Source organism: Saccharococcus sp. Marseille-Q5394 (assembly GCF_946901335.1).
Classification (GTDB): Bacteria; Bacillota; Bacilli; order Bacillales_A; family Planococcaceae; genus Sporosarcina; species Sporosarcina luteola_C.
Window position 1 is genome coordinate 475,319 of sequence record NZ_CAMPPQ010000001.1, and the last position, 25,885, is coordinate 501,203.

Here is a 25,885-nt window from a genome sequence, read left to right on the forward strand (position 1 = left end):
TATTCATCATCTTATCGGCAATACTACCGGAAAGGAGTGTGCAGCAGATGAAGAGAAAATCCATAATATTACACGTCTTACTTTTTGCGTTGATCGCTTCCGGTTGTACGAACAAAACTACTAGCCTGAACAATTCGGGAAATAGCGGGGAAACAACAAAACCGAACGAACAACAAGGGAATTCCAACGGCTCGAACACAAAACCAAATCAAAACGACCAATCATTACTTGAATTCTTCCTTCCGGCAGGATCAACTGCGCGGTATCAAGGAGAAGGAAATGAATTTGCAAAGTTGGATATTGATTTTGCCCATCCGTATGAAGATTATGTAATTCTTCATGAAAATAATGGTGGCGCAGTAATCAGGCGCATTTACAAAATTGAGAAAGAGCAGATCTTGAAAATGGAAGAAAAGCCAGTGGATTTACATGAGGACTTCCCTTCCCTGCAAGACATCAATGCGATGGAACCAATCGGCATTTACCTCAAGAAGCCTTTGAATGTCGGCACGGAATTCGGCAATTGGAAGATTGTCGAGAAGGATGTAACGGTTGAAACACCTTATCAGACATTCGATCATGCTTTTGTCATTGAAGAAAAAGGCGATGATTTCGTCAACCGTAAATATTTTGTGGAAGGCTTCGGAGAAGTGAAACGCGAGTCGATTATGGAAACCGTTGATGAGGAATACATTGTCACTTCAACTTTGGAATCTGTTACGAAACCTGAATAGGAAACGTCTAGCTCCGGCGGCTGGAAGGATGCCTCAATTTCTGGAGAAACCGCAGAAATTCGGCATCTAGGTAGGCCGTCTTCGCTTTTGCACGTAAAAAAGAGGCACCTCTAAAGGCGCCTCTTTTGTCTGACGAATTATAGTTTAACTACGTTAGCAGCTTGAAGACCACGATTGCCTTCTACGACTTCGAACTCGACTTGTTGTCCTTCGTCCAAAGATTTAAATCCGTCTCCCTGAATTGCAGAGAAGTGTACGAATACATCGTCTTCCCCTTCAACTTCGATAAAACCGAAGCCTTTTTCAGCGTTGAACCATTTTACAGTACCTTGTTTCATTTGTGACTACCTCCAAATAATTGTTCTTGCTAATATATGAAAAAAATTCACATATTACAAAAAGCACCGACAACGCCGATCACCTTTTGTAATACGTGAATACGTCTGCTTCGGTAAATCGTTTTATCTTACTGCTACTATACCATACCCAAATTAATTGTCAATATAACATTATCAAATATTCGAATTATTCATCATCATAAACGAAGAAGGCTTTCCATCTGTCAAGGAAATGATTCCATGGAAAATTTGTAAATCTTCATCGCAACCTTCACAGAAGATGCGTTCATTATCTGACCAATACGCGAAAAAACAATCTTTTCGCTCTTCTCGGTATTTGTACTTTGACCCAAATTCCTTGTTCAATTCACGTAAGTATTCCAAAGCCTCTTGAGCGGATTCAAATGCCTGCCTTAATTGGATTTTCTTTTCCCAGTCTTCAAACATCCACCACGGCTCGTAATCCGCTTTCATATAAACAACTTCATATTTCATTTAACGTTCCCCCTAACTAAAAAGCCGTGAGTGGATTCATTTTAACAAATCTCGATTAACTATCCAAGTAAATGAATTCACACGCCCATTACAATGTATTTCTGTAAGGAATCAGGTATAATTGGACTAAGGGGATGAAACTTTTGGTCGTTTTAAACGTAGTAAAGGATAGAGAATATAAGGAGGCCTGTAGACGATGCAAGAAGTTAAGCAGTTTTTCCAACGGCATTTAATTGCGGCGCCAATCAGCTTCGGCTCTTGGTTAACGATGATCCTTGCTGCAGGCATGAATCCAGTTGCCGCAACCGGTCTGATGATTGCAATATACTTAGGTGGTAATTTCACGATCAAACAAATACAACTTTCGTCGAATGTCAAGGAGCTCGGCATGTCAAGATCGGAATATAAGCATATTAAAACACAGATTTCTGAAGCTAAATCAAAAATAAATAAATTGAACGGGTTATATGGTCAGGTCCGCTCTGTCCAGGCATTTAAACAAGTATATGAGATGAATAACTTGGCAAAAAGGATTCTTACCATAGTACGCAAAAACCCTAAAAAATTCTATCATGTTGAGAAATTTTTCTATTCGCATCTCGATTCAGCTGTCGAGTTGACTTCCAAATATGCAATTCTGGTCAATCAACCATTGAACGACCAGGAAATCAGGGTTGCCCTCCAACATACAAGGGAAACACTTACAGAAGTGAACAAACAATTGGAGCAGGATCTTCGAGGCGCCTTGGCAACAGATATAGAACAGTTGCAACTTGAACTGGACTATGTGGATGTGACGATGAAAAATAATAAACCGTTGCTCGAGATGAAAGGAGAAATGCGTAATGACAGAAAATAACGTGACGAATTCCGAGGTAAAAACAATGGATGACCTTTTGGACAATCCGTTTAATATGAATGAGCCACTTTTGCCGAAAGAAATGCAGACGGAGCAAACGAAAGGCCAAGTGGCTGTAAAACTGATGGATCGGCTATCACCCGAAGAGCAGGAAAAAGCGAGACAACTAGCCGAACAAATTCCTGTAGGTAATTATGAAGCGATCATCACTTATGGCGCAAATGCACAAAATGAACTATCACGTTTCTCCCATAAAATGCTAGACCACGTACAAAGTAAAGATATCGGCCCCGTAGGTGATGTGCTAGGAGATTTAATGAGCAAGCTATCGGAAATTGATCCTGAAGATCTCTCCGAGAAGAAAAAAACCGGCCTCAGCCGACTTTTCGGAAAAGCGAAAAGGTCTATCCAAGAGATGATGACGAAATACCAGAAGCTTAGCACACAAATCGACCGCATCGGTGTCCAGCTTGAGCATTCCAAGCGCGGCCTGCTTGAAGATGTCCAAATGCTAGACAGCTTATACGAACAAAACAAGACATACTTCCAAGCATTGAATGTCTATATTGCTGCGGCAGAACTGAAACGAGACGAAATTGCAAACGTCATTATTCCTGAAATGCAAAGGCAAGCGGAACTTTCGAATGATCAAATGGCGTTCCAAGAAGTGAACGACATGGGACAATTCCTAGATAGGTTGGAAAAACGACTGTACGATCTTCAGCTTTCGAGACAGATTACGATTCAAAGCGCTCCGCAAATCAGGATGATTCAACAGACGAATCAGACGCTTGCCGAGAAGATCCAGTCTTCCATCATGACTTCCATTCCGTTATGGAAGAACCAGATCGCTATCGCGTTAACATTGAATAGACAGCGGAAAGCCGTAGAATCCCAACGTCTAGTGACAAAAACAACGAATGACCTTCTATTGAAGAACTCTGAAATGCTAAAAGTGAACTCCATCGAAACTGCAAAAGAAAATGAACGTGGCATCATTGAGATCGACACATTGAAGAAAACGCAGGAAAACCTGATCCAAACAATCGAAGAAACGCTTGTCATCCAAGCCGATGGACGTGCGAAGCGAAAGCAGGCGGAAGTGGAAATTGCCCGTATGGAAGAAGAATTGAAACAACGCCTCCTAGCCGTGCACGAAAAAACCCAATCCCCAAATCGACCACTATAACATTCAAAAAAACCGCCCTCTTGGCGGTTTTTTTCCTTCTTTCATCCCACTGCAATTACCAACAGCTTCCTTAAAATTCTCAATGTCTGATCCGTAAAATGTTCAACGGATTGCGATGCTGCGGATTTATTTCCGAACATCATCGAAAATAGTGCACGTTGATCATCTGTCGGTTCCTCTGACGATAAAAACAAATGGATGACAGAGACTCCCTTCTTCTCGGCCTCCAACAACGATTCCCTCGTATCCAGAATACCATTCCGATCATAACCAAATGCAGACGGCTCACCATCCGAAAAGACCAGTAAGAATTTATGCTTCTCTGGTCTGCCCAGCAACCTGCGCGTCATCCATCTAATTGCAAAACCGTCTCGATTATCTTCATTCGTATCAAATGAAAGAATGGTCAACCCGTCATCTTTCCTCTGATCGTCAAATGTGTGCATCATCCCAAAAACATTCGGTTGTATATCCTTGGTAGCATAATTGGCATCTTCGTAATAAGAGGATATTTCATGTTGGACAGATAGCTCCCTTAAGACATCATGGAATAGTAAAACGGCTTTCTTTGTCTCATCGAGTTTATCCATCATGGATGCGGAACCATCTACAAGCAAACCGAAAACCGCATCCAACTTTTCCGAAGGGATGTTTTTCCGGTAAAATGGACGTGGACGTTCATCCACTAGCAATGTCGTCAATTTTGTAGACAGCCTGCCCTTCATCAACCGGTTCCTTTTTGCATCCGTTTTCAACTCAATCCGCTTTCTCATTTCCTCTGCAAATGAACGGACGAAAGGTTTTTGCTCTTCACGCCATATCAGTAGTTTAGCTAGATTCGCATCATCGCGCACAGCTTGAACTGCCCTCTCTTCATATACGACATTGACGTTTTCCTTGCCGAAGTCATGACCTGCCGTTTTCCTCTTTGACTTCTTCCCTGAACCGCTCCGTTCTTCATCGGACCATTTGCTGCTCTCATTTCCCTCTGATTGTCCAGTTCCTGTTTCTTGGACATCGGCATGTTCATTGCCTTCAGTCGTATTTTCACCGTCCCCCCTGCCCGCTCGGCCATGCTCCAGCTCGTATTCGAGATGAACACCCGATTCACTTTCACTTTCACGATGCCATGTACGGAAAATTTCTTCAATCGTTTCCTTCGGTTTCGGTTCCCCTTGTTCTGCATCCGTCATTCCTTCGTGATAATGAAATACGGCTGTCTCTTCCGTGATGGCGTCTCCGACAGCATAATATTGATGAATAAGGTCATTTTCGATGATTTCCTCGACCATGAAGATGATACGCTCTGCCAGTTCGGCCACTTCTTCAGTTGATTTCGCATCGGTCGTATATGCAGCAATCATCATGATTTGGCTGATCGGCAAATTCCAATCCACTTGTGTTTCGGTCAACAAACCTTCGTGTAATGTGATGTACAGCTGATTCAGTAATGCATCAGCAATAAACGCTTTATTAGTGTTGGATAGGAGCCGATCCCTGTGAAAGTTTAGCATAAGTTGCCGTCTGATTGAAAATGCCTTTGCTGTACCAGGCCTTTCCTTTTCGACCACATCAATCAGTCTGTATTCCTCCAACATAAGCATCAGCTCTTCAGCAAACTTCCGCAAAACGTGGCTTTTGTACTTATCTCTGAACCGGATCCAATCCGGAACGGAAAAATGCTTCCAATAACCAGCTGTCAATAAATACACGTCTGATAACCGGCCGGCATGCGTCACTTCTTCGGAACGATGCCTCCAAAACACACTAATTGAAATGGTGCCTTCCTTCGGCTGGAATTCGAACAGTTTACGCTCTGTCAATTCCAGGAATTCCGCATCCGCAAGCGCCCTCCCTAACCGTTCGTAAAGAAGCAGTAAGTTTGCATCGATCGTTTCATCATTGAATTGTATGAACCGATTTAATTTGACCATGGTTTACGCCTCACTTCACCCATGTTTCCATTAATTCCATGACAAGATCCCTGTCCATCCTGTCTTCCAGTTTCTCAGCAATCGCGTACCGGATGGCGCGACTTACTGGCATGTGCTCTGCTAACGCTATTGCATCCAATAAACTTCTGACAGAAGCGGCTTCCTCAGACAATAAACCGTTCACCACTTGCTTTCTCAGATCTTCATTGATGTTCATCATCGTATCGACTAAATTCGCCTCTGCTTGAGGGAAAAGATTTTGAATGATCTCCCGTAATTGTTCACCGGACAAATAAGGAATCGAAAATGAAATGAATCGGTTTTTCAGCGCTTCATTCATCGGTGATGTTCCGACGTATCCTTCGTTTATAGCTGCAATTACCGTAAAATCTGGATGTGCATGTATAACTTCACTTGTAAAAGGATTTGTAAGCATTCGCCTATGGTCAAGTACACTATGTAAAATGGGGAGGGTTTCCGGTTTCGCCATATTGATTTCATCTATATAGAGGATATGCCCCTCTTTCATCGCCTGAACGACAGGGCCCTCAACAAATTCGATGATTGATTGCCCACTGCTTGCATTGATCGTCTTGAAACCTAAAAGAGATTCCGCGTCCAAATCGACAGAGCAATTCACGCTATGCATCGGCTGGTTGAAAAAATGAGAGATGCTCTGTGCAAGCTTCGTTTTTCCTGAGCCTGAGGGGCCTTTCAAAAGAACGGGTTTCTTCAATATCACTCCGATCAGGATATCTTCCCATAAATCAGGGATTGGGGAAATATAGCCGCCCTCCTGTATTAGAGCGGTATATTGATTTTCATACTTTCTCTCATGCCGATTTGCTCTTTCATTTGCGATAAAAGAATCCATGAATCGCTCATCCTCCTAAAAAATGCCCGATGCCTAAACGATCGGCATGGGCAAAGATTCATTCGAAATACGTTTTATAATAGCCGCCGACTTTCCCGGTATTATCCACGATGAAAATGAATTCGTCTGTTTCGTTTTTCACATCATATTCTTTCCCGGGTGTTAAACAATCGTTAACGACATACTTTTCCGCATCCGCATGCTTACAGATTACTTTACGCAGTGTCGGGGCAGTCGTCCACTCTTTGAAAGACATTTTGTTCACCATCCAATTTCAGTAATTTGAAAAAGCCCGAGAAACTCGGGCTTTTTAGTTAGGTAGAAATCAAGATCCAAGAAGGAGATCTTCTGGGTTCTCAATCAATTCTTTGACCATTTTCAAGAATCCGACAGAGTCTTTTCCATCGATGACACGGTGATCATAAGACAATGCAATGTACATCATCGGACGAATCTCCACATTATCGCCAACAGCTACAGGACGTTTTTGAATTGTGTGCATTCCTAGGATACCCACTTGAGTACCGTTTAGTATCGGTGTCGAGAACAAAGATCCGAATACACCGCCGTTTGTGATTGTGAATGATCCGCCTGACATATCTGCAATCGTCAATTTATTATCTCTCGCTTTTCCAGCAAGCTCTCCGATTGTAGATTCAATTTCAGCAAAATTCTTACGATCAGCATCACGGACGATTGGAACAACCAATCCGCCTTCAGTTGAAACTGCGATTCCTACATCGTAATAGTGTTTCAAGATGATTTCGTCGCCATCGATTTCCGAGTTGACGTATGGGTACTTTTTAAGAGCAGCGACAACCGCTTTTGTAAAGAAAGACATGAAACCAAGACGCACATCATTCTTGTCATAGAAATCGTCTTTTTTACGTGAACGGAGTTCCATAACTGCAGTCATGTCGATTTCATTGAATGTTGTAAGCATTGCAGTTGATTGTCTGACTTCCAATAGACGTTTCGCAATCGTTTGGCGGCGACGCGTCATTTTTTCTCGCGTTTCACGGCCATCTTGTGCAGGTGTTGCAGCAACTTTAGTAGGAGTTGCAGGTGCAGCAGGAGCTTTAGGTGCTGTACCATGTGCTGAAACGTCTTGCGCTCGAACACGGCCCATTGGATCTACTGGTGATACATCAGCAAGATTGATGCCCTTTTCACGTGCAAGCTTTCGAGCTGCCGGACTTGCGATTGTACGATCGGAAGAAGACTGTTCAGTTGTTTGCGCAGCTGCCGCCTCCTGTGGTGCCGGTGCTGCTGCAGGAGCCTCTTCAGCTTTAGGAGCAGGAGCAGATGGTTGTGCCGCTGGAGCTCCGGAACCTTCGCCTACGACTGCGATGACTTGACCGACTTCAACTGTGTCACCTTCTGCAGCAAGAAGTTCTTGGATGACTCCGGCTTCTTCGGAGATGACTTCCACGTTTACTTTATCCGTTTCCAATTCTACGATGAACTCGCCTTTGTCAACACTTTCACCGGGTTGTTTCAACCACTTTGCAATCGTTCCTTCAGTAATCGATTCTGCAAGCTCAGGTACTTTGATTTCAGCCACAATAAATTCCTCCTCTGTTCTACCGTTTCAACGGTTGCAACAAATATCTTTAATTAATGTGAAATTATTTTTTCAAAGCTTCTTCGATGATGCGTTGTTGCTCTGCTTTGTGCGCTTCCCCATTGCCTTCTGAAGGGCTCGCGCGATGAATACGGCCTACGTAGGAAACTGATTTCTTATCTCCCGCGATTTCCAGCATGTATTCCAAAGCAAATGACCAAGATCCCATGTTTTTAGGCTCTTCTTGGACCCAGACAAGTTCCTTCACTTTTGGATAGCGCGCAGTGATTTCCGCAATTTTTTCGGATGGGAATGGATAAAGCTGTTCCACGCGTACGATATGCAAGTGGTCGAAGCCTTCTCCGTCCTTAACTTTCTCTGCAAGATCGATTGCCATTTTACCGCTTGCGAATAGGATCTTCTTCACTTTTTCAGGATTTTGGCCTGTTCCAGGCTGTTCAAGAACAGTTTGGAAATGTCCTTCTGCGAGATCGCTCACTTCGGCACCGACGAGCGGATGACGAAGAAGTGATTTCGGTGATACGATGACAAGAGGACGCTCCACTTCAGTTCCAAGCATCATTGCCTGTCTGCGCAAGACGTGGAAATAATTCGCTGCGCTTGAAATGTTTGCAACCGTCCAGTTGTTTTCTGCACTTAGCTGCAAATATCTTTCGAGACGTGCGCTAGAGTGTTCCGGTCCTTGACCTTCGTATGCATGCGGCAGAAGAATGACCATGCCGGACTGCTGTCCCCATTTTGAATGACTGGAGGAAATGAATTGGTCAAACATTACTTGTGCCATATTTGCAAAGTCGCCATATTGGGCTTCCCAAATCGACAATGCTTGGTCTTTCTCCAAGTTATAACCGAATTCATAACCGACAACGGCAAACTCAGTCAATGGGCTATTGTAAGCGACAAATGAAGCTTTGGAGTCGCTAATATGATGAAGCGGTACAAATTCTTCTCCTGTCTTTTCGTCGTGCAGCACAAGGTGTCGATGCGCGAAAGTGCCCCGTTGGACGTCTTGCCCTGTAATGCGGATTGGCTTGCCGTCTTGTAGAATGGAACCGAATGCCAGTTGTTCGGCATGTGCCCAGTCGACTTTTCCTTTTCCTTTTCCTTTGAAAGGTTCTTCACGACGCTTCAAGATCCGATCCAGCTTGCTGAACACAGTGAAGTCATCCGGGTAGGATAGCAACTCTTCGTTCATCCGCTGCAATCTGTCATGGTCTACACCGGTTTCAAGATCCCTAGGGTATCCTGCCATGACAGCTTCAGGCGTCGCATTGGACCTTTCTTTCGCTTTGGAGGAATCCTCTTTCACCTTGTCGTATGCAGCTTGCATCATCGCAAAAATGTCAGCATCCAACTTTTCAACATCATCATCTTTCAAGATGTTTGCTTCAACTAGTTTCGAACCGTATATTTGGCGTGCAGTCGGGTGCTTATGGATTGAATGGTACATCATCGGGTTCGTCACTAATGGTTCATCCATTTCGTTATGCCCGTAACGGCGATATCCGATCAAGTCTATTAAAATATCCTTGCCGAACTTCTGACGATATTCGAATGCAAACGCCGCAACAGCCATAACATCTTCCGGACTGTCAGCATTGACATGCAGTACCGGAACTTCGAAACCTTTTGCAGGATCAGATGAATAATGGGTTGATCTCGAATCGTAATATTCAGTTGTGAAACCGATCGTATTATTGGCGATGATGTGAATTGAACCGCCAGTCTTATAACCGCGGACGCGGCTATAGTTGAACGTTTCAGGAACAATGCCCTGACCTGGGAATGCTGCATCACCATGAATCATGATCGCGTATGCCGCTTTCATATCTTGCTCAGGCAGTCCTTCATGAGATGTCGTTTCCTGTGCGGCTCGAGTCTGACCTGCTACTATCGGATTAACGACTTCCAAGTGGGAAGGGTTGTAAGCCAAGAAACGTTCCGTTCCTGAAGGAGCTTTGTATAGAGCTCCCATATGGTATTTAACATCACCGAACCAGCCATGTGTTGTCGCTAGCGTTCCATCTTCAGGTAGAAATGGCTCGGATGGGACGCCGGCAAATTCAGCGAACATCATTTCATAAGGTTTATTCAAAATATGGGTCAATACATTCAAACGTCCCCGGTGTGCCATGCCAATCAGTATCTTCTTCACTCTGTCAGCCTCGGAACGGCGAACCAACTCATCAATGAGGACGACTAGAGAGTCAAGTCCTTCAATGGAAAAACGCTTTGCCCCGACAAATGTGCGGTGAATGAATTTTTCAAAGCCTTCGACCTTTGTAAGCCGTTCAAGTAAAGCCTTTTTATCATCCTCAGAAAGCTGCACGGAGATTTCTCCGTTTTCAATTTTCGATTGGATCCAAGTTCGCTCTTCTTCATCAATCACATGAGAGAATTCATAAGCAATCTTCCCAGTGTATAATGATTTCAGATAGTTTACTGCATCCAGTCCGCTTTCTACATGGGCGGGCGGATTTTTCACAAACAAGGAGGCTGGCATCGACTGTAAATCGCTCTCGGATAAACCATAAAACGAAAGTTCCAGTCGCGTTGCATCTTTAGGTCTATCGTTCAGCGGATATATATCCGAGGCAAGATGCCCGTATGTGCGGATAGCGTCGATTAGCGTGTAGGCGGCCAGAACTTTTCCAAAATTACTTTCTGGCACAGCTGACATTGCTGTATTTTGATCTGCACCCTCTATAGAAGGCGCACCGTAGCTTCTGAACATTTCAGCAAGTTCGGGATCCACCGATTCGGGTGACGCTTTAAATTGATCATACATTTCCATTACATACCCAAGGTTCGGACCAGCAAATACCGAATAAGGGGAACGTTGGGTACCAACATTGTTCGACATGTAAAATGACCTCCACATTTTGCCTTTTGGCATGTTGTGTTTCTATTTTTTATCCGTATCCATATTACCACGCAAATAATAGAACGGGAAGGGATTAGTTCTATTTTATTGACATATTGGCATTCAACCAAAATAGATTCCTTTTCATTTATTTGCAACTCTCTTTTTTCTTTTTACAACTGCCGAATTCTATTCCAGCTAATTTTTGTATGAGAGGATTAAATCCACCATTGTTTCCGGAGATTTCGTGTGCGAAACATTTCTCATATTGGATACAAGATTCTCCCTATCTTCCCTTAGTGATGAGAAAAGCTCAGCCATGGAGTTTTCACCCAACTCTTCTTCTTGGATCACTTTTGCAATACCTAGAGATTCGAACAGGGAGGCATTCAATAACTGATCTCCCCTGCTTTGTGAAGCGGATAAAGGAATGAGCAGCATCGGTTTTAAGACGGACAACAATTCAAATATAGCGTTCGACCCTGCACGTGATACTGCATAATCGGATGCCGCCAATAAATGCGGCAACCCCTCGGTCACATATTCAAACTGGGTATAGCCCTTCATCTGTTCCAAAGACTCATCAATATTCCCTTTACCGCATAGATGAATGATTTCAAAATGTTCCAGCACAGCATCCAATTCACTTCGCACGGCGTTATTGAGCAATGCTGATCCTTGGCTGCCTCCCATGACGATAAATATCGGTTTCTCTCCTGTCAAACCCGCAATCCGCAGTCCTTCTTTCCTGTCTCCTTGGAATATTTCAGGTCTGATGACAGCACCTGCACAAGTTGCTTTTCCGGCAGGTATATAGTCAAGCGTCTGCTCGAAGACCGTAAATATATGTTTTGAAAACGGTAGAGCGAGCTTGTTTGCAAGTCCCGGAGTAACGTCCGATTCATGGACGACAACGGGGATCTTTGCAAGCTTTGCAGCTAAAACGACAGGTACGGAAACAAATCCGCCTTTCGAAAAAATGATTTCCGGCTGCACTTTTCGCAATATCGAATATGCCTGTAAAACCCCGGCTCCTACCCTGAATGGATCGGAGAAATTCTTCATGGAAAAGTAACGTCTTAACTTGCCGCTTTGGATTGCATGGTAGGTCACTTCACGATGACCATCTTTTATCAATTCTTTTTCAATGCCATCGTGGGAACCGATATAATGGATTTCATATCCTTTTTCAATGAATACGGGGATAAGTGCTTCATTTACCGACACATGACCTGCAGTGCCGCCCCCGGTTAGTAATACGACAGGCCGTTTCATGGCCATTCACCTCATCTATTCTCAAGTATATGAATTCATTCTAATTGAACTCCATAGTCATTATAGCAAACGAACCATGGTACAATGGGGGTAATTTTGGATTAAAGGATGATTTACTTGCAAACTACCGTTCCATTTAAGAAAAAGTCGTTAAAACTGGCTACAATTGTTATGCCAATTCTTATTACGCAGGTTGCCCTGTACATGATTACCTTCTTCGACATTCTTATGACTGGGCGATATGATACATACCATCTTGCAGGTGTAACAATCGGTTCTTCGTTTTGGGTACCTGTCTATACCGGTCTAGCCGGCATCTTGATGGGATTGACTCCCATTATCGCCCAGCTAATAGGTTCCCGCCGGAACGTAGATGTGAAATTTACTGTTCAGCAAGGTCTGTATGTATCAATCGCCCTCGCTAGTGTCGTTTTCATGATCATTCGATATGGAGTTTCACCGATCCTCGAATCAATGCCGCTCGAAGAGGAGGTCCGGATTGTAGCTGCCGACTACTTGGAAGCTATGAGCTTAGGGCTGTTTCCGCTTTTCGCATACACCGTATTACGTTGTTTCTTCGATGCACTCGGCGCAACACGCGTCTCAATGGCTATCATTCTTTTATCTGCACCGCTTACAATTTTCACGAACTATCTTCTTATTTATGGAAACTGGGGCTTTCCCGAATTAGGTGGTGTCGGGGCAGGTTATGCAGCAGCGATCACCTATTGGCTTATTTTTTTCATTGCCTATGGTGTCGCTTGGAAACACAGATCGTTCAGCGATTACCAACTATTTAATAAATGGGGCAAGCTTTCATTTGTAAGGTGGAAAGAGATATTATTCATCGGCGTGCCAATCGGGATTTCAATATTTGTCGAAACGAGCATATTTTCCGCGGTTACATTGATGATGAGTAACTATTCGACCATTGTTATTTCGGCACATCAGGTCGCCCTGAATTTCTCGTCTCTTCTCTATATGATTCCTTTAAGCATTTCGATGGGCGCAACCATTCTAGTCGGACAGTCTGTCGGTGCTGGTCAATTCCGTGATGCGAAACAATACAGTTTTCTGGCTGTCGGTCTTGCCATTGCATTCAGTGCCATAGCCATCATCATCCTCCTTATATTCCGGGGACAAATCGCCTCACTCTATACGACAGACGTACAAATCATCGGAATGGCTGCTCAGTTCCTCATCTATGCAGCGCTCTTTCAGTTGTCTGATGCGATCCAAGCACCCGTCCAAGGTGCATTACGCGGATATAAAGACGTCAATATGACATTCATTATGGCAATAATGTCTTATTGGGTGCTCGGTTTGCCCATCGGCTTTCTTTTGGCGACGTATAGCGATTTGGGTCCGTTCGGTTACTGGGTCGGCCTCATTGCAGGTCTGACGGTCGGAGCAATCGCATTGACACTCCGACTGCTCCATATTCAGAAAAGGAAATTCAGGTAATAATAAACCCGCGATGCTAAAAACTAGCTCGCGGGTTTTAATTTAAGTTAATTTAATTTAATATCCCAGTTCTCGTAATTTCAACCTCGACTTTTACATTAATGTCGAGTTCAGAAAATGTATCTTGCCATTTCCCTTTTTTCCATAAGTGAGGATGGAACGCACGTACTGTTCTACCAAAGCCGACAGGGTCACTTTTCGCTTCCTGTAATTTCTTAATCACTTCATTAAAATCATTCGTCAGTTCTTTAGAGAGAAACCCCTCCAACTCTTTCCTTTTCTTCTCTTCATCTAAATGATTATTAGCAAATTCATTAACCTGAACTTTCATTTTATAGGCAGCATTGATCTTGCTATCCTTTATGTTCCATTTCTTATTGTACTTGACTAGTCCCACGGTAACCGGATACTTTTTACCTTCTTTTTCCCACTCGTATGTGAACATCGTTTCGTCCCCAGGTTTCTTTTTAAGAATTTGAATGATGGTTGACTCCTTTGTATCTAACGTGTGACCCGAAAAAACTTTGTCACTGAACAATACGACTCCCGCCACCTCAGGTGTGCCTGTCGTTTCCGACATTTTCACGTACGGTAATTGAAGGTCAATCCCTTCGTCTAATAGCAATCTGGCAGCTAACTGGATATCTTCGTCAGGAATAATAGAAGCAAATATAGCAGTGTTTAAAGTTTCATCATAGTAGTCGGGGACCTCTTTACCCATTTTTTCTGTCTTTTCCATAAAAGGTGCTAAATCCCCTTCCACTACAACAAAGCGACTGCTTAACCGGGTACGCGGCATTCTATAAGCGATATCGAAAGTCTCCAAGAGATCCGTCTTTACTGCTTTTGTAGAGAGAAGTACGACTAGAACTTGCGAAGGATCAAGTGTTTCACTCGTCTTCCGATTTGCATCGAGTCGAGCTTCCTCTATGGAAACGCCGCTTCCTTCAACAGTCGAAAAGCTAAAGCTATCAGGATTAGCAACTACACCATATGTGAAGTATCCCGTCCATTTTCCGGGTTCTCCATCATAGCCGATTAGCGGGACGATCGTAATATCCTTGTATAGTCGTTCATCCCAACAACCAGCTAGTAGAAGTGAAAAGGCGATAGAAACGAGTACGATTTTCTTCATTTTCGCTTCCTCCGATTCGTAATTATAACGGTGACCGGAACGAGTAAGCCAAAAACAAGATACACATAAATGATCAAATGATTCAGTTGCTCCATAGATTGTTTGGACAAAAAGAGCAAAGGCAACAAGACGAGGAGTATGTGCCAAATGATTGTATCCCTTTTGTCATGCTTAGTACTATGAAGCCGGTGAACATACATTGCAGCAAAGGAGATTATCGTTACGGTGACAATGGTCCATACCGTCCAAATGTATAAAAAAAACAAATCGAGGCGCTCAACAAAAGTTACTTCCTGTGCTTTTAATAGAAATAATAGCGGTTCGGGAATCCTTTCCAATCCCTGGGGCGTGAAATATAAGAGTACTATGACGACAGAGAAGAAAAAGAATAAGAACCACACCAGTTGATAGACAAATAACGGTCGACCTTTTATTTTCTGTTTCTCGTCAACATGCTTTCTGAAAAACAAATACAGTTCAATACCTATGAAAGCGAGCTGTGCTTTGAGTAGTCCTTTCGTCCATTCCGCACTCGTCGACTCACCTACCGGAAAAAGATTCGTCCACACTAAATCTTTCCAAGCGAACTGTAGGAATACTAAAAATAATAATATTAGTGGAATCAACAAGACAGACAAGTTTATTACCGTTTCCGCCCTGCTTAAATTAGCATACAGAGATACACTGACTAGAACTGCGATAACAATGAATTGTGGTGTTTTCGGGAACCCCCATACCGCTAATGTATAATCGATATAGGCAAGATATACGATGGATACAAATAGCCAATAACCTTTATACAACCATCCGACAATTTGACCAATCTTAAAATGTCTGTAATTTCGTTCAAAGAAGAGCAACATCACATAGTGGAACGCCCCTGCAACGAGGAAGATAAGCCATGCATCCCTCCCTGCTTCATTGATAAAAGGAGACGGGAAGGAGAAAAATGATGATCCTGACTGGACTATAAAAAGAAGAAGAAAAAACTGACCTCTAGATATATTGAAGTTCAATTTCTATCCCCCTTCTTCCGTTTGCCTCCGCCGTGTTTAAATGTTTGTTGTTGCTTATGATTTTTATAATAAGGAAGCCTGAAGAAAATATTTTTAAAACGGGAAGGGTCAAATGGGACAACCGGTGATAGATAGGGTTGGTTCAGTGAAGATCTATTCAGTAAATGGATAAACAAGATGAGTGCTAAAATAGCGATGCCGAAAAAACCAAAAAATGTGGCAGCAAGCATGAATGGAAACCGGATTATCCGTATTGTCGTGTTCATTTCGACGCTCGGCACGACAAAGCTTGAAATTGCAGTCATTGCCACGACAACCACCATTAAATTCGACACGAGACCCGCATTGACAATTGCGTCTCCGATTACGAGACCACCGACTATCCCGATTGTTGGACCAATCGGCGCTGGTAGCCGGATTGTCGCTTCCCGGATGATTTCTATGAAAAGTTCCACAATTAGTGCTTCAATTATTGGACGATATGGGATAAATTCCACAGCTAATTTCACTTTTCTACTTAGGTCGAATGGCAAGATTTCCGAATGGAAGCCGACGACAGCAATGTAAAATGCGGGCAGGAAAACGGCGATCAGGAAACTGAATAATCGAAGCATCCGAAAGAATGATCCGACGATGACACGTCCATTAAAATCGTCCGGTGACTCATAAAACGAAAAAAAAGTGACCGGTGCAATGAGTGCTGAAGGAGACTGGTCCGTGAAAATGACAATTTTCCCTTCCAATAAATTCGCCACGGCACGATCCGGTCTTTCTGTGTTCAAAAACTGGGGGAAAGGAGACCAAACCGAATCCTCCAAATAATCCTCGATTTGTCCAATGCTGTATATTTTGGAACGATCAATATTTTTAAGTCGTGTTTTAACTTCGTTTACGACATCTTTATCAGCGATGGACTCGATGTACACATACGTAACTTTCGTATTCGTATCTGTTCCAATCAGTATATCCTTCCTAACTAAATCTGGAATGGGTAGATGCTTCCGGATAAGCGAAATGTTTTTGTCGATGCTTTCCACGAAACCTTCATGGGGACCGCGAATGACGAATTCATTAGTCGGCTCGGTCGTTGAACGTACTTCAAATGAGGGGATTGTAATGGTCATTAACAGATTCGTTGCAGGGAAAAAAATTGCAACAAATCCATTGGTAACACTATTGACCAATTTCGGTACTGAAAATGCTTCTACACTCGAGGTTGCGGTTCCCGCCCAATTTGGAAGTTCAGCAATTGAACGAAGTCGAAGAATCTCAATCTGCTTATTCACTTCGCTGCTTTCCGTCATTGTAGAGAAAAAACAGATAATCCCATCTCCATCTTTCCAAGTGATTTTCCGCACAATAAGATCTGCGGAATCATGGAAAAGGTTTTGTATATATAAAATCAAACTGTCATTCGATTTTACGTCATCCATGATATTCACCTCTTGGAAAAGTATGTGCCCAGCAAAAATGTTTTAAACGTTTTGTAATGGCTCATATATGGGAATCACCTGAATTGCATCAAAAAAAGTCACCCTCTGTACCATGGCGGCACAAAGGATGACTCTTCAATTGCAATTATTTTTGGATGAACTGTTGTGTCCAATAGTTCCCGTTTGCATCGTAACCAATGCCGATATGAGTGAAGTTCGGTGTCATAATGTTTTGTCTGTGACCCGGGGACTCCATCCAAGCTTTCACAACTTCTTCAGCAGAACGCTGACCCATTGCGATGTTTTCAGCAGCAGAACGGTATGTAACACCGTTCGCTTTCATTTGATCAAAAGGAGAGCCATATGTCGGGCTCGTATGTGAGAAGTAATTATTTCTCGACATATCTGTTGATTTTTGACGAGCAGAGTTCATTAAATTCTTATCGATTTGCAAAGGGTGCAATCCGGCCTTTTGTCTTTCGACGTTGGTCAAATCAAGTACCGCTTTTTCAATAGCGGAGATGTTTTCATTTTGCACAGAGTTTTCAACCGGTTTTTCCTCCACAACAGGCTCTGCCTTTTCTACAGGTTTTGCTTGTTCAATCGGTTGAGGCTGTTGAACCGGTTTTGGTTGTTCTGCAGGTTTTGGTTGTTCTGCAGGTTTCGGTTGTTCTGCCGGTTTAGCCTGCTCCATAGGTTTTTCGTCGGACGGTTGCATAACCGGAATTTCAGCTTGTTGTAGAGAAACCTCTATGTTTTTACCAAAATACTTTTCAAGTCCATTCAAGTACGTATTTATATATTGAGTAACCTCTTTTGAATTGTACGCAGAATAGTTCCCTTCATATACATAGTACTGAACGTTTTGCACTTTCAAGTCGTTATTGCTGTAAGAAGCTTCAGCATTATTTGTGTTCGACAATAAGAACGCCGAACCGAGCAAGATGACTGCCATCGATTTTTTCATCTTATAACTCCTCCCTTCGCAAACTATCATAACGCATGGGAGAAGTGGAGAATCGGAATGAATTTCCAAAGGGACCAATTAATATCTGAACACGATGACAAAGGCGGTTCTACAACAAGTGAATTGGATGGTTTTGGCTGATTCTACTATTATTTCATTTAATACGGGGTTGACAGTCACGCCATCACTAGTATTCCTTATACTCTATCTCATTGATTCCTTCACCGATGATTACAAGTTTCGGTTCCATTTTCACATACTCCGGAAGCCAATTGACCATTCCGTATGCATATTGGAAAAGGAAAGGGTTTGGTATTCCTCTTACCGGTACGTAGCCTTTCATCCGGTATACCGTATCTGGTAATGATTTGACCCACTCTTCAAATTCATCTTTATCAACAGGCTTATCAAAGGTGATTAACTTGGATGATAAAGGTAGATTCCTGCCTGAAACGATGGATGTACCTGTCATATTTTGAGCGTTACTTAACACTTTTTCAATGAAGGAGAAAGAGATATCCGCATTAGTAGTTTGAATAATGGGCGCTGAATTATTGAAATTAGATAGTTCCATCGAAACGGTTGCCAATTCCGATTCTGTCAATAAATCCATTTTATTCGCCAAGAGAACATGCGCATGGCGGATTTGTTCCATGAATAATGATCGTACCTGCGGTGACATCTTATCCCTTTCCAGCCATCTTTTTGCGTCTGCTACAGTTACTATCCCTCTGATTTGAAGCCTTTCAGCGAATAAAGGCGAGTAAACCGCGTCTAAAGCTTCAACAGGATGGGCCGCACCAGTCGTCTCAATCAATATGACATCTATGTCATTATTCTCTTCCAACAGTCCTTGCAGCTGTGCCTCTGTCTTTTCAGAACCGGTACAACAAATGCATCCATTTAAGAGTTCTTTCAAAGGAATGTCTTTTTCCTTGCCGACTGTATCAGAGTCGACTGAAATAGAGCCGAATTCATTCATGAAAATCGCTGGCTTCTTTCCTTGTTCTTTCAGTTGGGAAATCAAGTTTACTAATAATGAAGTTTTCCCACTGCCTAAAAAACCGCTTAACAAATATACATCAATCATCTGTACCCCTCTTTTATATATGAAAAGCGCCCAACCGCGGAGGAGTGGACGCTTTTCAATCATTTTTTGATCTGTTCCAATAGAACTTCTTTTGCTTTTAGCAACTGTGGATCTTCATCATGGATTTTATTTCTCAATTCATTCATCAATCCATAAGTCGTATCACCAACAAGAATGCCATCCTCTTTCAAGGATAATGCTTTTTGGAGCTCTGTAACAGCTGTCTCCGTCGTTTGATCGAACAGTCCATCGATTTCTCCAGGATCATATCCAACAGCGCTAAGCATTTCCTCTGCCGTCTTGATTGCAGGTGATACCATTCCCTCTTTCATTTCCATTGACGGATCAAGGAATGGAAGCATGGCGTAAGATGGGTACGGAACTTCGATGTCTGGCTCAATTCCTTTTTCGTGTATCCAGTTGCCATTAGGCGTTAACCATTTAGCTGTCGTCAATTTCAAGTTGGAGCCGTCAGGCAAATCCTTTGGTGTCTGGACAGTTCCTTTCCCATATGTCTTAATGCCGATGAGAGGTACGTTTGCAGATTCTTTTAATGCGCCAGCCAAAATTTCAGATGCAGAGGCGCTTCCGTCATCGATGATCAGTGTCACAGGAACGTCTACTTTCTTACCATCAGAGGCAACATATACTTCGGGATTATTACCTTTGCCTTCATATTGGAAGAGGTTTTTATCCTTTTCAACGAATAGGTCAGAAATATCGATTGCCGTGTTCAGCATGCCCCCTGGATTTTGACGGACATCCACTATAAGGCCTTCCATTCCTTTGTCTTCCATTTCAGCCAAGGCCGCCAATAATTCGTCATACGTATGTTCAGAAAAGCTTGTAATATGAATATGAGCAATGTTGTTATCAAGCATTTCCGCGTATACAGTTTCAATCGGAATGACGTCTCTTTCGATTTTCACGTCAAATGGTTCTCCAATTTCACCCCGTCGGACGGAAAGGGTGACCGTTGTCCCTTTTTTCCCTCTAATTAGAAGGACAGCTTCTGATGAGGACATGCCTTGAATGCTTTTGCCGTCTACTGCGATGATCATATCATTCGGTAAAAGGCCAGCGCGTTCCGCAGGCGAATTCTTTATAGGAGAAACGACATTAATATACCCGTTTAACTCTTGAATTTCCGCACCGATTCCTTCAAAGCTTGAAGAAATACTTTCAGTTAATTGACGTGCTTCCTTTTCATTCAAATAGTCCGAAAAAGGATCACCAAGTGCTTCAATCATCCCATTAATTGCCCCATCGATAACTACCGACTCATCAATTTCGTTATAATAGGTTTTTTTCATTTCATCATAAGCTTCATATAGCTTTTTGAATTCCTTACGCTCTGCCGTCGGGTTTTGAGGACTGACTACTTCAACGACCTTATCCTCACCTGTCGTCAACGCAAAAAAAGTCACCGCGGCCGTCGCAAGAACGAGACCGAATATGAGCATGACTAACGAGAACGGTTTCATTCGTATATAACGTTTTGCCGGCGGTTCATAGTTTGTTTCAGCTTCATTGCCGCCATTTTTCTCTTTTTCGTCCATCCCATTCCCCACTTTCCTTCCCGATTTAACGGTTCATTCAAAAAAAGACCGCCGTTGATGCAGCGAGCGGTCCTCCGTTGCAATATTATTGAATTGCAGCTTCAAGTGCAACAACAATCATGTCATTGAATGTCGTTTGGCGTTCTTCAGCAGTTGTGACTTCACCAGTAAGGATATGGTCGCTTACCGTCAATACTGCTAATGCCTGTCTTCCGAATTTTGCAGCCAATGTGTAGAGGGCGGCAGCTTCCATTTCGACAGCTAACACACCGTATTGCGCAAGCTTTTCATGCTCTGCATGCTCATTGTAGAAGAAGTCTTCTGTGAAGATGTTACCAACTTTCAACTTCAGACCCTTTTCCAAACCTGCATTGTAAGCCTTCAGCAATAAATCGAAATCTGCTGTCGGTGCATAGTCGACACCGTTGAAAAACGTCCGGTTAATCGGCGAATTCGTTGTCGCACTTTGCGCTAAAATAACGTCGCGTACGTGCACGTCTTTTTGAATCGCTCCACAAGTACCCACGCGAATCAATTTCTGTACATCATATTCTTGCATTAACTCATTGATGTAAATCGAAATTGACGGAACACCCATACCTGTACCTTGTACAGAGATCCGCTTTCCTTTGTATGTTCCTGTATATCCGAACATATTCCTCACTTCGTTATACTGCTTTACATCTTCCAAGAATGTCTCTGCGATATATTTCGCACGCAATGGGTCTCCCGGAAGGAGAATCGTATCTGCAATATCGCCTTTTTTTGCATTAATATGTATGCTCAATGTACACGCCTCACTTTCAAATTTCTTTTCTAATCATACAGTTAATCCTCATTTTATGCAATGAAGATGATGCTCCGGCCCTACTGGAACCGCTCTTTATACAATGTATACAATTCATCGAAAACAATGCTTGGCATTTCGGGATCTGCTTTTTCCTCCAAGTAACGGGAAAGCGGATCAAAGCCTTTTTCATCTTTAGGGAAACTATGGTCATTGAACACCGCTTCTGCAAAAGCGGATTTTTCATCGTCTTTATTCCCGCCTCGGAATGATAAGACAAATTGATAAAAAGAACGATCCATCTTAAACCTCCTATCAGTCAGTAAATAAACGGGAATAGTTGCCATAACCTTCTTCTTCAAGCTTATCTGCAGGTATAAATCGTAAAGCTGCCGAATTGATGCAATAACGTAGACCAGCAGGCCCGGGACCATCAGGGAAAACATGTCCTAAATGGGAATCCGCTGTTCTGCTCCGTACTTCCGTCCTACGCATTCCATGGGTTGTATCGAAGTGCTCTGTCACTTCCTCGGTCTCAATCGGTTTAGTGAAGCTCGGCCAACCACATCCTGCATCATATTTATCTTTGGAGCTAAAAAGCGGTTTTCCCGAAACGATATCTACGTAGATTCCCTCTTCATAATGACTGTCGAATTCATTATTGAATGGCGGTTCCGTTCCATTTTCCTGTGTCACATAGTATTGCATATCGGTCAGTTTCATTTTAAGATCTTCCTTCATGATTGATCACCCCAATGTTCAGTTTTGAATTGCTCCCGTCCCGATCCGATAGAGTACCGTTTGTAGTGAGCAGGGTTTTTCGCATAATAGTTCTGGTGTCCTTCTTCCGCAGGATAAAATGGTTTTGCTTTTAAAATTTCAGTTTTGATCGGCTTGTCGAACTTACCGGAAGACGCAAGCTCCTGTTTCGATTTCATGGCTAGCTCTTCTTGTTCAGGTGAGTGGGTGAAAATCGCTGTTTGATATGATTCCCCTCGATCGAAAAACTGCCCCCCTGCATCTGTCGGATCAATCTGACGCCAAAAGATAGCAAGCAGCTCCTCATATGAAATTACAGAATCATCAAAGGTGATTTGAACTGCCTCACGATGTCCCGTCGAATTTGTGCAGACGAGTTCATATGAAGGGTTTTCAACATCTCCACCCGTATATCCGGAGATGACAGATAAGACACCCTTATACCGATCGAAAGGCTTTACCATGCACCAAAAACAACCTCCGGCGAACGTCGCTTTTTGAATTGCCAATACTATCACTCCTCAATCATTGGGTATTGTCACTTCAAGTTCAATATTATCATTCACAAGATCGACCGATTTAGCCCGAACTTGTAAATTCCCTGCGATTTCCAGTTCCGATAAGTGGATGAATATTTCTTCCTCTTTAGGTCTGACGATCATCCATGGAGGCAACTTGAACGAATCGCGCAATACACTTAAAACGGCCGATGGAGGAAGTTCCAATTCGCCGATTTCCATGGAAGTCTGTTTCAGCATTAAGTTTCCATCACTCAGAACAACCGGATCAAAGTGCATCATGAGGGGAAATGTCATCCCAAATGCAGTCAACTCAGAATTGAGTCTGACGTCTTCCTTGATTAGCATTGTGACAGGAAGTGCATCTCCCTTCATCGCCTTACGGATATAATTATTCGCGAGCGCCTCCAAATCATTTCTCGTCGCTTTGACACTCAATACACTGCCCTTCGGCGTATATTGATTTAATGGAAGCGGATCCGAATCTCCCGGACTTTCTAGAAATATTACTAAGGCAATAATAGCGGAGGCTATTATTGCGGCAAGGACGAAAAAACCTATTTTCCAAAGATTCACCAACGGTCACCTCTACATATCCAATTTTCCATCCGACAAATCCATCAAACCGCATTGATTGATCTTTTCAATAAAGCGATTTGCCATCGATTCATATCCTTTCGCATTTGGATGAAAGAAATCGGAGTGGTATACCATGTTTTCATTGCTAACAAATAAGTCAACGACAGGAACGAAACAGGCCTTTCCGTCCATGACAGCCTGAATTTCAATTGCCTCATTCCAATCTTCGATGACAGTTTCAAATTCATTCGCTTCATCGGTGACGATGGATAACGGATTATATAAGCCGGCAACGACTATGACTGCATCACCATTTAATCCGCGTATCATCTTAAATATTTCATCGAGCCGATTTTCAAACTTACCCAATTCGACATAAAACGGCTTTGCGGTCAAATTAAAAAGATTCGCCTTGACGATTTTCATCATGTCATTTCCACCGATTGTCATATAGATGACATCAGCCTTTTTAATTTGCTCCTGGATGTCTTCCTTTTCCAGTTGATCGATCAATTGGTCGCTTCGCCTTCCTCGTTTGGCCAAGTTTATTGAATCGATCTCTTCTACACCTTTCCAATCATTCATTGCTAGTGCAACACGACCGAAATATCCGCTTCTCTTCAGCTCATCCCCCACACCTTGGGTAAGTGAATCTCCAAGCCCTATGACAGTGACAGGTTCAGGAATAAAATAATCTGGAATTCGATAGTCCGATAGTGCCAAGCCTTCCCTTTTGGAAAATGATGTTGTCTCATATATGGCATTTTCCTGGCATCCTGTTAAAACGAATGAGAAGACGATCAATAAGAAAATTCTTCTCATAAACACAGTTCCCCTTTTATTGAAATTTGAACCGCCTGCCGAGTGATCAGTCGGTATAATACATGAATCCAATAGCGCCTTCGCCGGTATGTGTGCTGATGATTGGTGAAGTGAAAGAGAACTTGACATCTTTCCAACCTGATTCTTCCATTAGCTGCATAAGCGGCTCAGCCATTGCCATTCCATTAGCATGGGATATGCCGATTGAACGGATTATTTTGCCTGCCGTCTCTTCTTTAAAGGCTTTGAATAGTTGTGATACGACCTGCTTATGGCTTCGTGCTTTCCCTACAGGTGTATAGACGCCGTCTTGCAAAGTTGCAATCGGCTTAATATTCAATAGAGATCCGATCAATGCCTTCCCTTTGCCGATACGTCCACCTTTAACGAGATTATCCAACATATCGACAACTACGAAAAGCGTGGTGTTTTTACGAACATCAACCAGTCTCGTAACAATCTCCTCTACACTTCTTCCTTCACTGGCCATTTTGGCAGCTTCCACGACTTGAAACGTCAACGCATGTGAAATGAACATAGAGTCAATAACAGTCACTTTCGAATCGGTCATTTCAGCAGCAGCTTCAGCCGATTTCACAGTTCCGCTCATTCCACCTGTCATATGGATAGAGATGATCTCACTGCCATCTTCACCGAGGTGATCATACAGTTGTTTGAAAACACCCGCGGCAGGCTGCGAACTTTTAGGAAGCTCTTTGCTCCCTTTCATCTTTTGTATGAATGATTCTGGCTGTAAATCGACTCCATCGGTATATGTTTTGCCGTCAATATGGATTGTAAGCGGAACAACATGGATATCGTATTGGTCAATATAGTTTTCTATTAAATCCGCTGTCGAGTCGGTAACGATATGAATTTTTTTCAAGAATAGCACTTCCTTTATTATATTGGCGGCAGTCATAGTATGTTAGGATTGTAACTGCAAGGAGGTTTTATTATGTCCGAAGCTTTTGATTATAAAAATTCAAGAGAGGAACTTTGGAATGCAATCACACACGGTATTGGATTTGCGTTGAGCATCCCAGCCCTTGTCTTGCTCATAATTGCGGGAATAGAACATGGCAGTGCAACTGCGGTAGTCAGTTTCACTATTTTTGGAGTGTCCATGGTGCTTTTGTTCCTTATGAGTACACTTCTACACAGTATGCCTGTAAAACTGAAGCAATTGTTTTCCATTTTCGATCATTCCGCGATTTACATTCTTATCGCAGGCACATATACGCCATTTCTTCTAGTCACGATCAAAGGAGCCCTCGGATGGTCACTATTCGGAGTCATCTGGGGACTTGCCATTGCAGGAATACTTTTTAAAGTATTTTTCATCCATAAATACGAAGCCATTTCACTCGTCTTCTATATTGTGATGGGATGGTTGATCGTTTCTGCCATTAAACCGTTATATGTCAATTTGCCGACAGAAGGCTTCGCACTATTAGTTATCGGCGGAATCCTCTACACTTTCGGCTCGATTTTCTACGCATGGAGGAAGATCCCTTTCAATCACGCAATTTGGCATATCTTCGTCATCGCAGGCAGTGCTTCTATGTTTTTCTGCGTCCTCCTATATGTATGAGGACGCTTTTTTTGTC

At 42.8% G+C, this 25,885-nt stretch carries 26 protein-coding genes; 5 read left to right on the top strand and 21 right to left on the bottom strand.

All coding sequences use genetic code 11. The features are described from left to right. The first annotated feature begins 47 nt into the window (after positions 1-47). The gene (locus OC538_RS02370) at positions 48-734 is read left to right on the top strand and encodes a hypothetical protein (RefSeq protein WP_262173083.1); all 687 of its coding nucleotides are present in this window, start codon (positions 48-50) and stop codon (positions 732-734) included. 137 nt (positions 735-871) lie between these two features. Here OC538_RS02370 and OC538_RS02375 read toward each other — a convergent pair whose 3' ends face one another. Together OC538_RS02375 and OC538_RS02380 are read right to left on the bottom strand one after the other, a co-directional pair. After that, entirely contained in the window at positions 872-1,072 is a 201-nt protein-coding gene (locus OC538_RS02375) for a cold-shock protein (RefSeq protein WP_147055882.1), read from the bottom strand. A 174-nt stretch (positions 1,073-1,246) separates the two neighbouring features. Then, positions 1,247-1,567, bottom strand: coding sequence for a DUF1033 family protein (locus tag OC538_RS02380; RefSeq protein WP_251694557.1), 321 nt, complete (start codon positions 1,565-1,567; stop codon positions 1,247-1,249). A 196-nt stretch (positions 1,568-1,763) separates the two neighbouring features. Here OC538_RS02380 and OC538_RS02385 point away from each other — a divergent pair, with 196 nt between their 5' ends. Then, positions 1,764-2,426, top strand: coding sequence for a 5-bromo-4-chloroindolyl phosphate hydrolysis family protein (locus OC538_RS02385; RefSeq protein WP_251694556.1), 663 nt, complete (start codon positions 1,764-1,766; stop codon positions 2,424-2,426). After that, the gene (locus OC538_RS02390) at positions 2,413-3,615 is read left to right on the top strand and encodes a toxic anion resistance protein (RefSeq protein WP_251694555.1); all 1,203 of its coding nucleotides are present in this window, start codon (positions 2,413-2,415) and stop codon (positions 3,613-3,615) included. The genes OC538_RS02385 and OC538_RS02390 overlap by 14 nt, the downstream gene beginning before the upstream one ends. A gap of 41 nt (positions 3,616-3,656) precedes the next feature. Here OC538_RS02390 and OC538_RS02395 read toward each other — a convergent pair whose 3' ends face one another. The 6 genes from OC538_RS02395 to OC538_RS02420 all read right to left on the bottom strand — a co-directional run bounded on the left by OC538_RS02395 (position 3,657) and on the right by OC538_RS02420 (position 12,146). Continuing rightward, complete coding sequence (locus OC538_RS02395; protein WP_262173086.1) at positions 3,657-5,549, bottom strand: vWA domain-containing protein; 1,893 nt, start codon at positions 5,547-5,549, stop codon at positions 3,657-3,659. Positions 5,550-5,559: 10 nt separating this feature from the next. Beyond that, positions 5,560-6,423, bottom strand: coding sequence for an ATP-binding protein (locus OC538_RS02400; protein WP_262173087.1), 864 nt, complete (start codon positions 6,421-6,423; stop codon positions 5,560-5,562). A 58-nt stretch (positions 6,424-6,481) separates the two neighbouring features. After that, a complete protein-coding gene (locus tag OC538_RS02405; RefSeq protein WP_251694552.1) occupies positions 6,482-6,679 on the bottom strand; it encodes a DUF6501 family protein in 198 nt (65 codons plus the stop codon). Between the two features lie 69 nt (positions 6,680-6,748). Next, positions 6,749-7,987, bottom strand: coding sequence for a 2-oxoglutarate dehydrogenase complex dihydrolipoyllysine-residue succinyltransferase (gene odhB / locus OC538_RS02410; protein WP_262173089.1), 1,239 nt, complete (start codon positions 7,985-7,987; stop codon positions 6,749-6,751). 64 nt (positions 7,988-8,051) lie between these two features. Beyond that, on the bottom strand, positions 8,052-10,871 hold the full coding sequence (locus OC538_RS02415) for a 2-oxoglutarate dehydrogenase E1 component (RefSeq protein ID WP_262173091.1): 2,820 nt from the start codon (positions 10,869-10,871) through the stop codon (positions 8,052-8,054). A 198-nt stretch (positions 10,872-11,069) separates the two neighbouring features. Further along, a complete protein-coding gene (locus OC538_RS02420) occupies positions 11,070-12,146 on the bottom strand; it encodes an undecaprenyldiphospho-muramoylpentapeptide beta-N-acetylglucosaminyltransferase (RefSeq protein ID WP_262173092.1) in 1,077 nt (358 codons plus the stop codon). Positions 12,147-12,263: 117 nt separating this feature from the next. Here OC538_RS02420 and OC538_RS02425 point away from each other — a divergent pair, with 117 nt between their 5' ends. After that, on the top strand, positions 12,264-13,610 hold the full coding sequence (locus OC538_RS02425) for an MATE family efflux transporter (RefSeq protein ID WP_410055844.1): 1,347 nt from the start codon (positions 12,264-12,266) through the stop codon (positions 13,608-13,610). A 52-nt stretch (positions 13,611-13,662) separates the two neighbouring features. Here the strand turns inward: OC538_RS02425 and OC538_RS02430 are convergent, their stop codons facing one another. From OC538_RS02430 to OC538_RS02490, 13 genes are all read right to left on the bottom strand, one after another. Continuing rightward, positions 13,663-14,745: a Ger(x)C family spore germination protein gene (locus OC538_RS02430; protein WP_262173095.1), complete on the bottom strand. Its 1,083-nt coding sequence runs from the start codon at positions 14,743-14,745 to the stop codon at positions 13,663-13,665. Next, positions 14,742-15,761, bottom strand: coding sequence for a GerAB/ArcD/ProY family transporter (locus OC538_RS02435; RefSeq protein ID WP_251694547.1), 1,020 nt, complete (start codon positions 15,759-15,761; stop codon positions 14,742-14,744). The genes OC538_RS02430 and OC538_RS02435 overlap by 4 nt, the downstream gene beginning before the upstream one ends. Beyond that, positions 15,758-17,194, bottom strand: a complete 1,437-nt coding sequence (locus tag OC538_RS02440; protein ID WP_251694546.1) for a spore germination protein — start codon at positions 17,192-17,194, stop codon at positions 15,758-15,760. Before OC538_RS02440 ends, OC538_RS02435 begins: the two co-directional genes overlap by 4 nt. 145 nt (positions 17,195-17,339) lie before the next feature. Then, positions 17,340-18,161, bottom strand: a complete 822-nt coding sequence (locus tag OC538_RS02445) for a CAP domain-containing protein (protein WP_262173097.1) — start codon at positions 18,159-18,161, stop codon at positions 17,340-17,342. Between the two features lie 187 nt (positions 18,162-18,348). Further along, positions 18,349-19,251 (bottom strand): CobW family GTP-binding protein, encoded by a 903-nt coding sequence (locus tag OC538_RS02450; RefSeq protein ID WP_262173099.1) that lies wholly within the window; start codon positions 19,249-19,251, stop codon positions 18,349-18,351. A 59-nt stretch (positions 19,252-19,310) separates the two neighbouring features. Then, entirely contained in the window at positions 19,311-20,810 is a 1,500-nt protein-coding gene (locus OC538_RS02455; protein WP_251694543.1) for a S41 family peptidase, read from the bottom strand. Positions 20,811-20,895: 85 nt separating this feature from the next. Next, positions 20,896-21,597 (bottom strand): purine-nucleoside phosphorylase, encoded by a 702-nt coding sequence (deoD, locus tag OC538_RS02460; RefSeq protein WP_251694542.1) that lies wholly within the window; start codon positions 21,595-21,597, stop codon positions 20,896-20,898. Between the two features lie 80 nt (positions 21,598-21,677). Beyond that, positions 21,678-21,899: a YozE family protein gene (locus OC538_RS02465; protein ID WP_251694541.1), complete on the bottom strand. Its 222-nt coding sequence runs from the start codon at positions 21,897-21,899 to the stop codon at positions 21,678-21,680. Between the two features lie 13 nt (positions 21,900-21,912). Then, on the bottom strand, positions 21,913-22,338 hold the full coding sequence (gene msrB / locus OC538_RS02470; RefSeq protein ID WP_251694540.1) for a peptide-methionine (R)-S-oxide reductase MsrB: 426 nt from the start codon (positions 22,336-22,338) through the stop codon (positions 21,913-21,915). Beyond that, positions 22,335-22,865 carry a peptide-methionine (S)-S-oxide reductase MsrA gene (gene msrA, locus OC538_RS02475; protein WP_251694539.1) on the bottom strand — a complete coding sequence of 177 codons (531 nt, stop codon included), beginning with the start codon at positions 22,863-22,865 and terminating at the stop codon, positions 22,335-22,337. The genes msrB and msrA overlap by 4 nt, the downstream gene beginning before the upstream one ends. A 12-nt stretch (positions 22,866-22,877) precedes the next feature. After that, a complete protein-coding gene (locus tag OC538_RS02480; RefSeq protein WP_251694538.1) occupies positions 22,878-23,450 on the bottom strand; it encodes a YpmS family protein in 573 nt (190 codons plus the stop codon). A 12-nt stretch (positions 23,451-23,462) separates the two neighbouring features. Continuing rightward, on the bottom strand, positions 23,463-24,275 hold the full coding sequence (locus OC538_RS02485; protein WP_262173107.1) for a GDSL-type esterase/lipase family protein: 813 nt from the start codon (positions 24,273-24,275) through the stop codon (positions 23,463-23,465). A gap of 46 nt (positions 24,276-24,321) precedes the next feature. Next, entirely contained in the window at positions 24,322-25,161 is an 840-nt protein-coding gene (locus tag OC538_RS02490; RefSeq protein ID WP_251694536.1) for a DegV family protein, read from the bottom strand. Between the two features lie 72 nt (positions 25,162-25,233). On the opposite strand from OC538_RS02490, the gene trhA reads away from it, so the two are divergent. Further along, positions 25,234-25,869 (top strand): PAQR family membrane homeostasis protein TrhA, encoded by a 636-nt coding sequence (trhA, locus tag OC538_RS02495; protein WP_251694535.1) that lies wholly within the window; start codon positions 25,234-25,236, stop codon positions 25,867-25,869. The last annotated feature ends 16 nt before the right edge of the window (positions 25,870-25,885 follow it).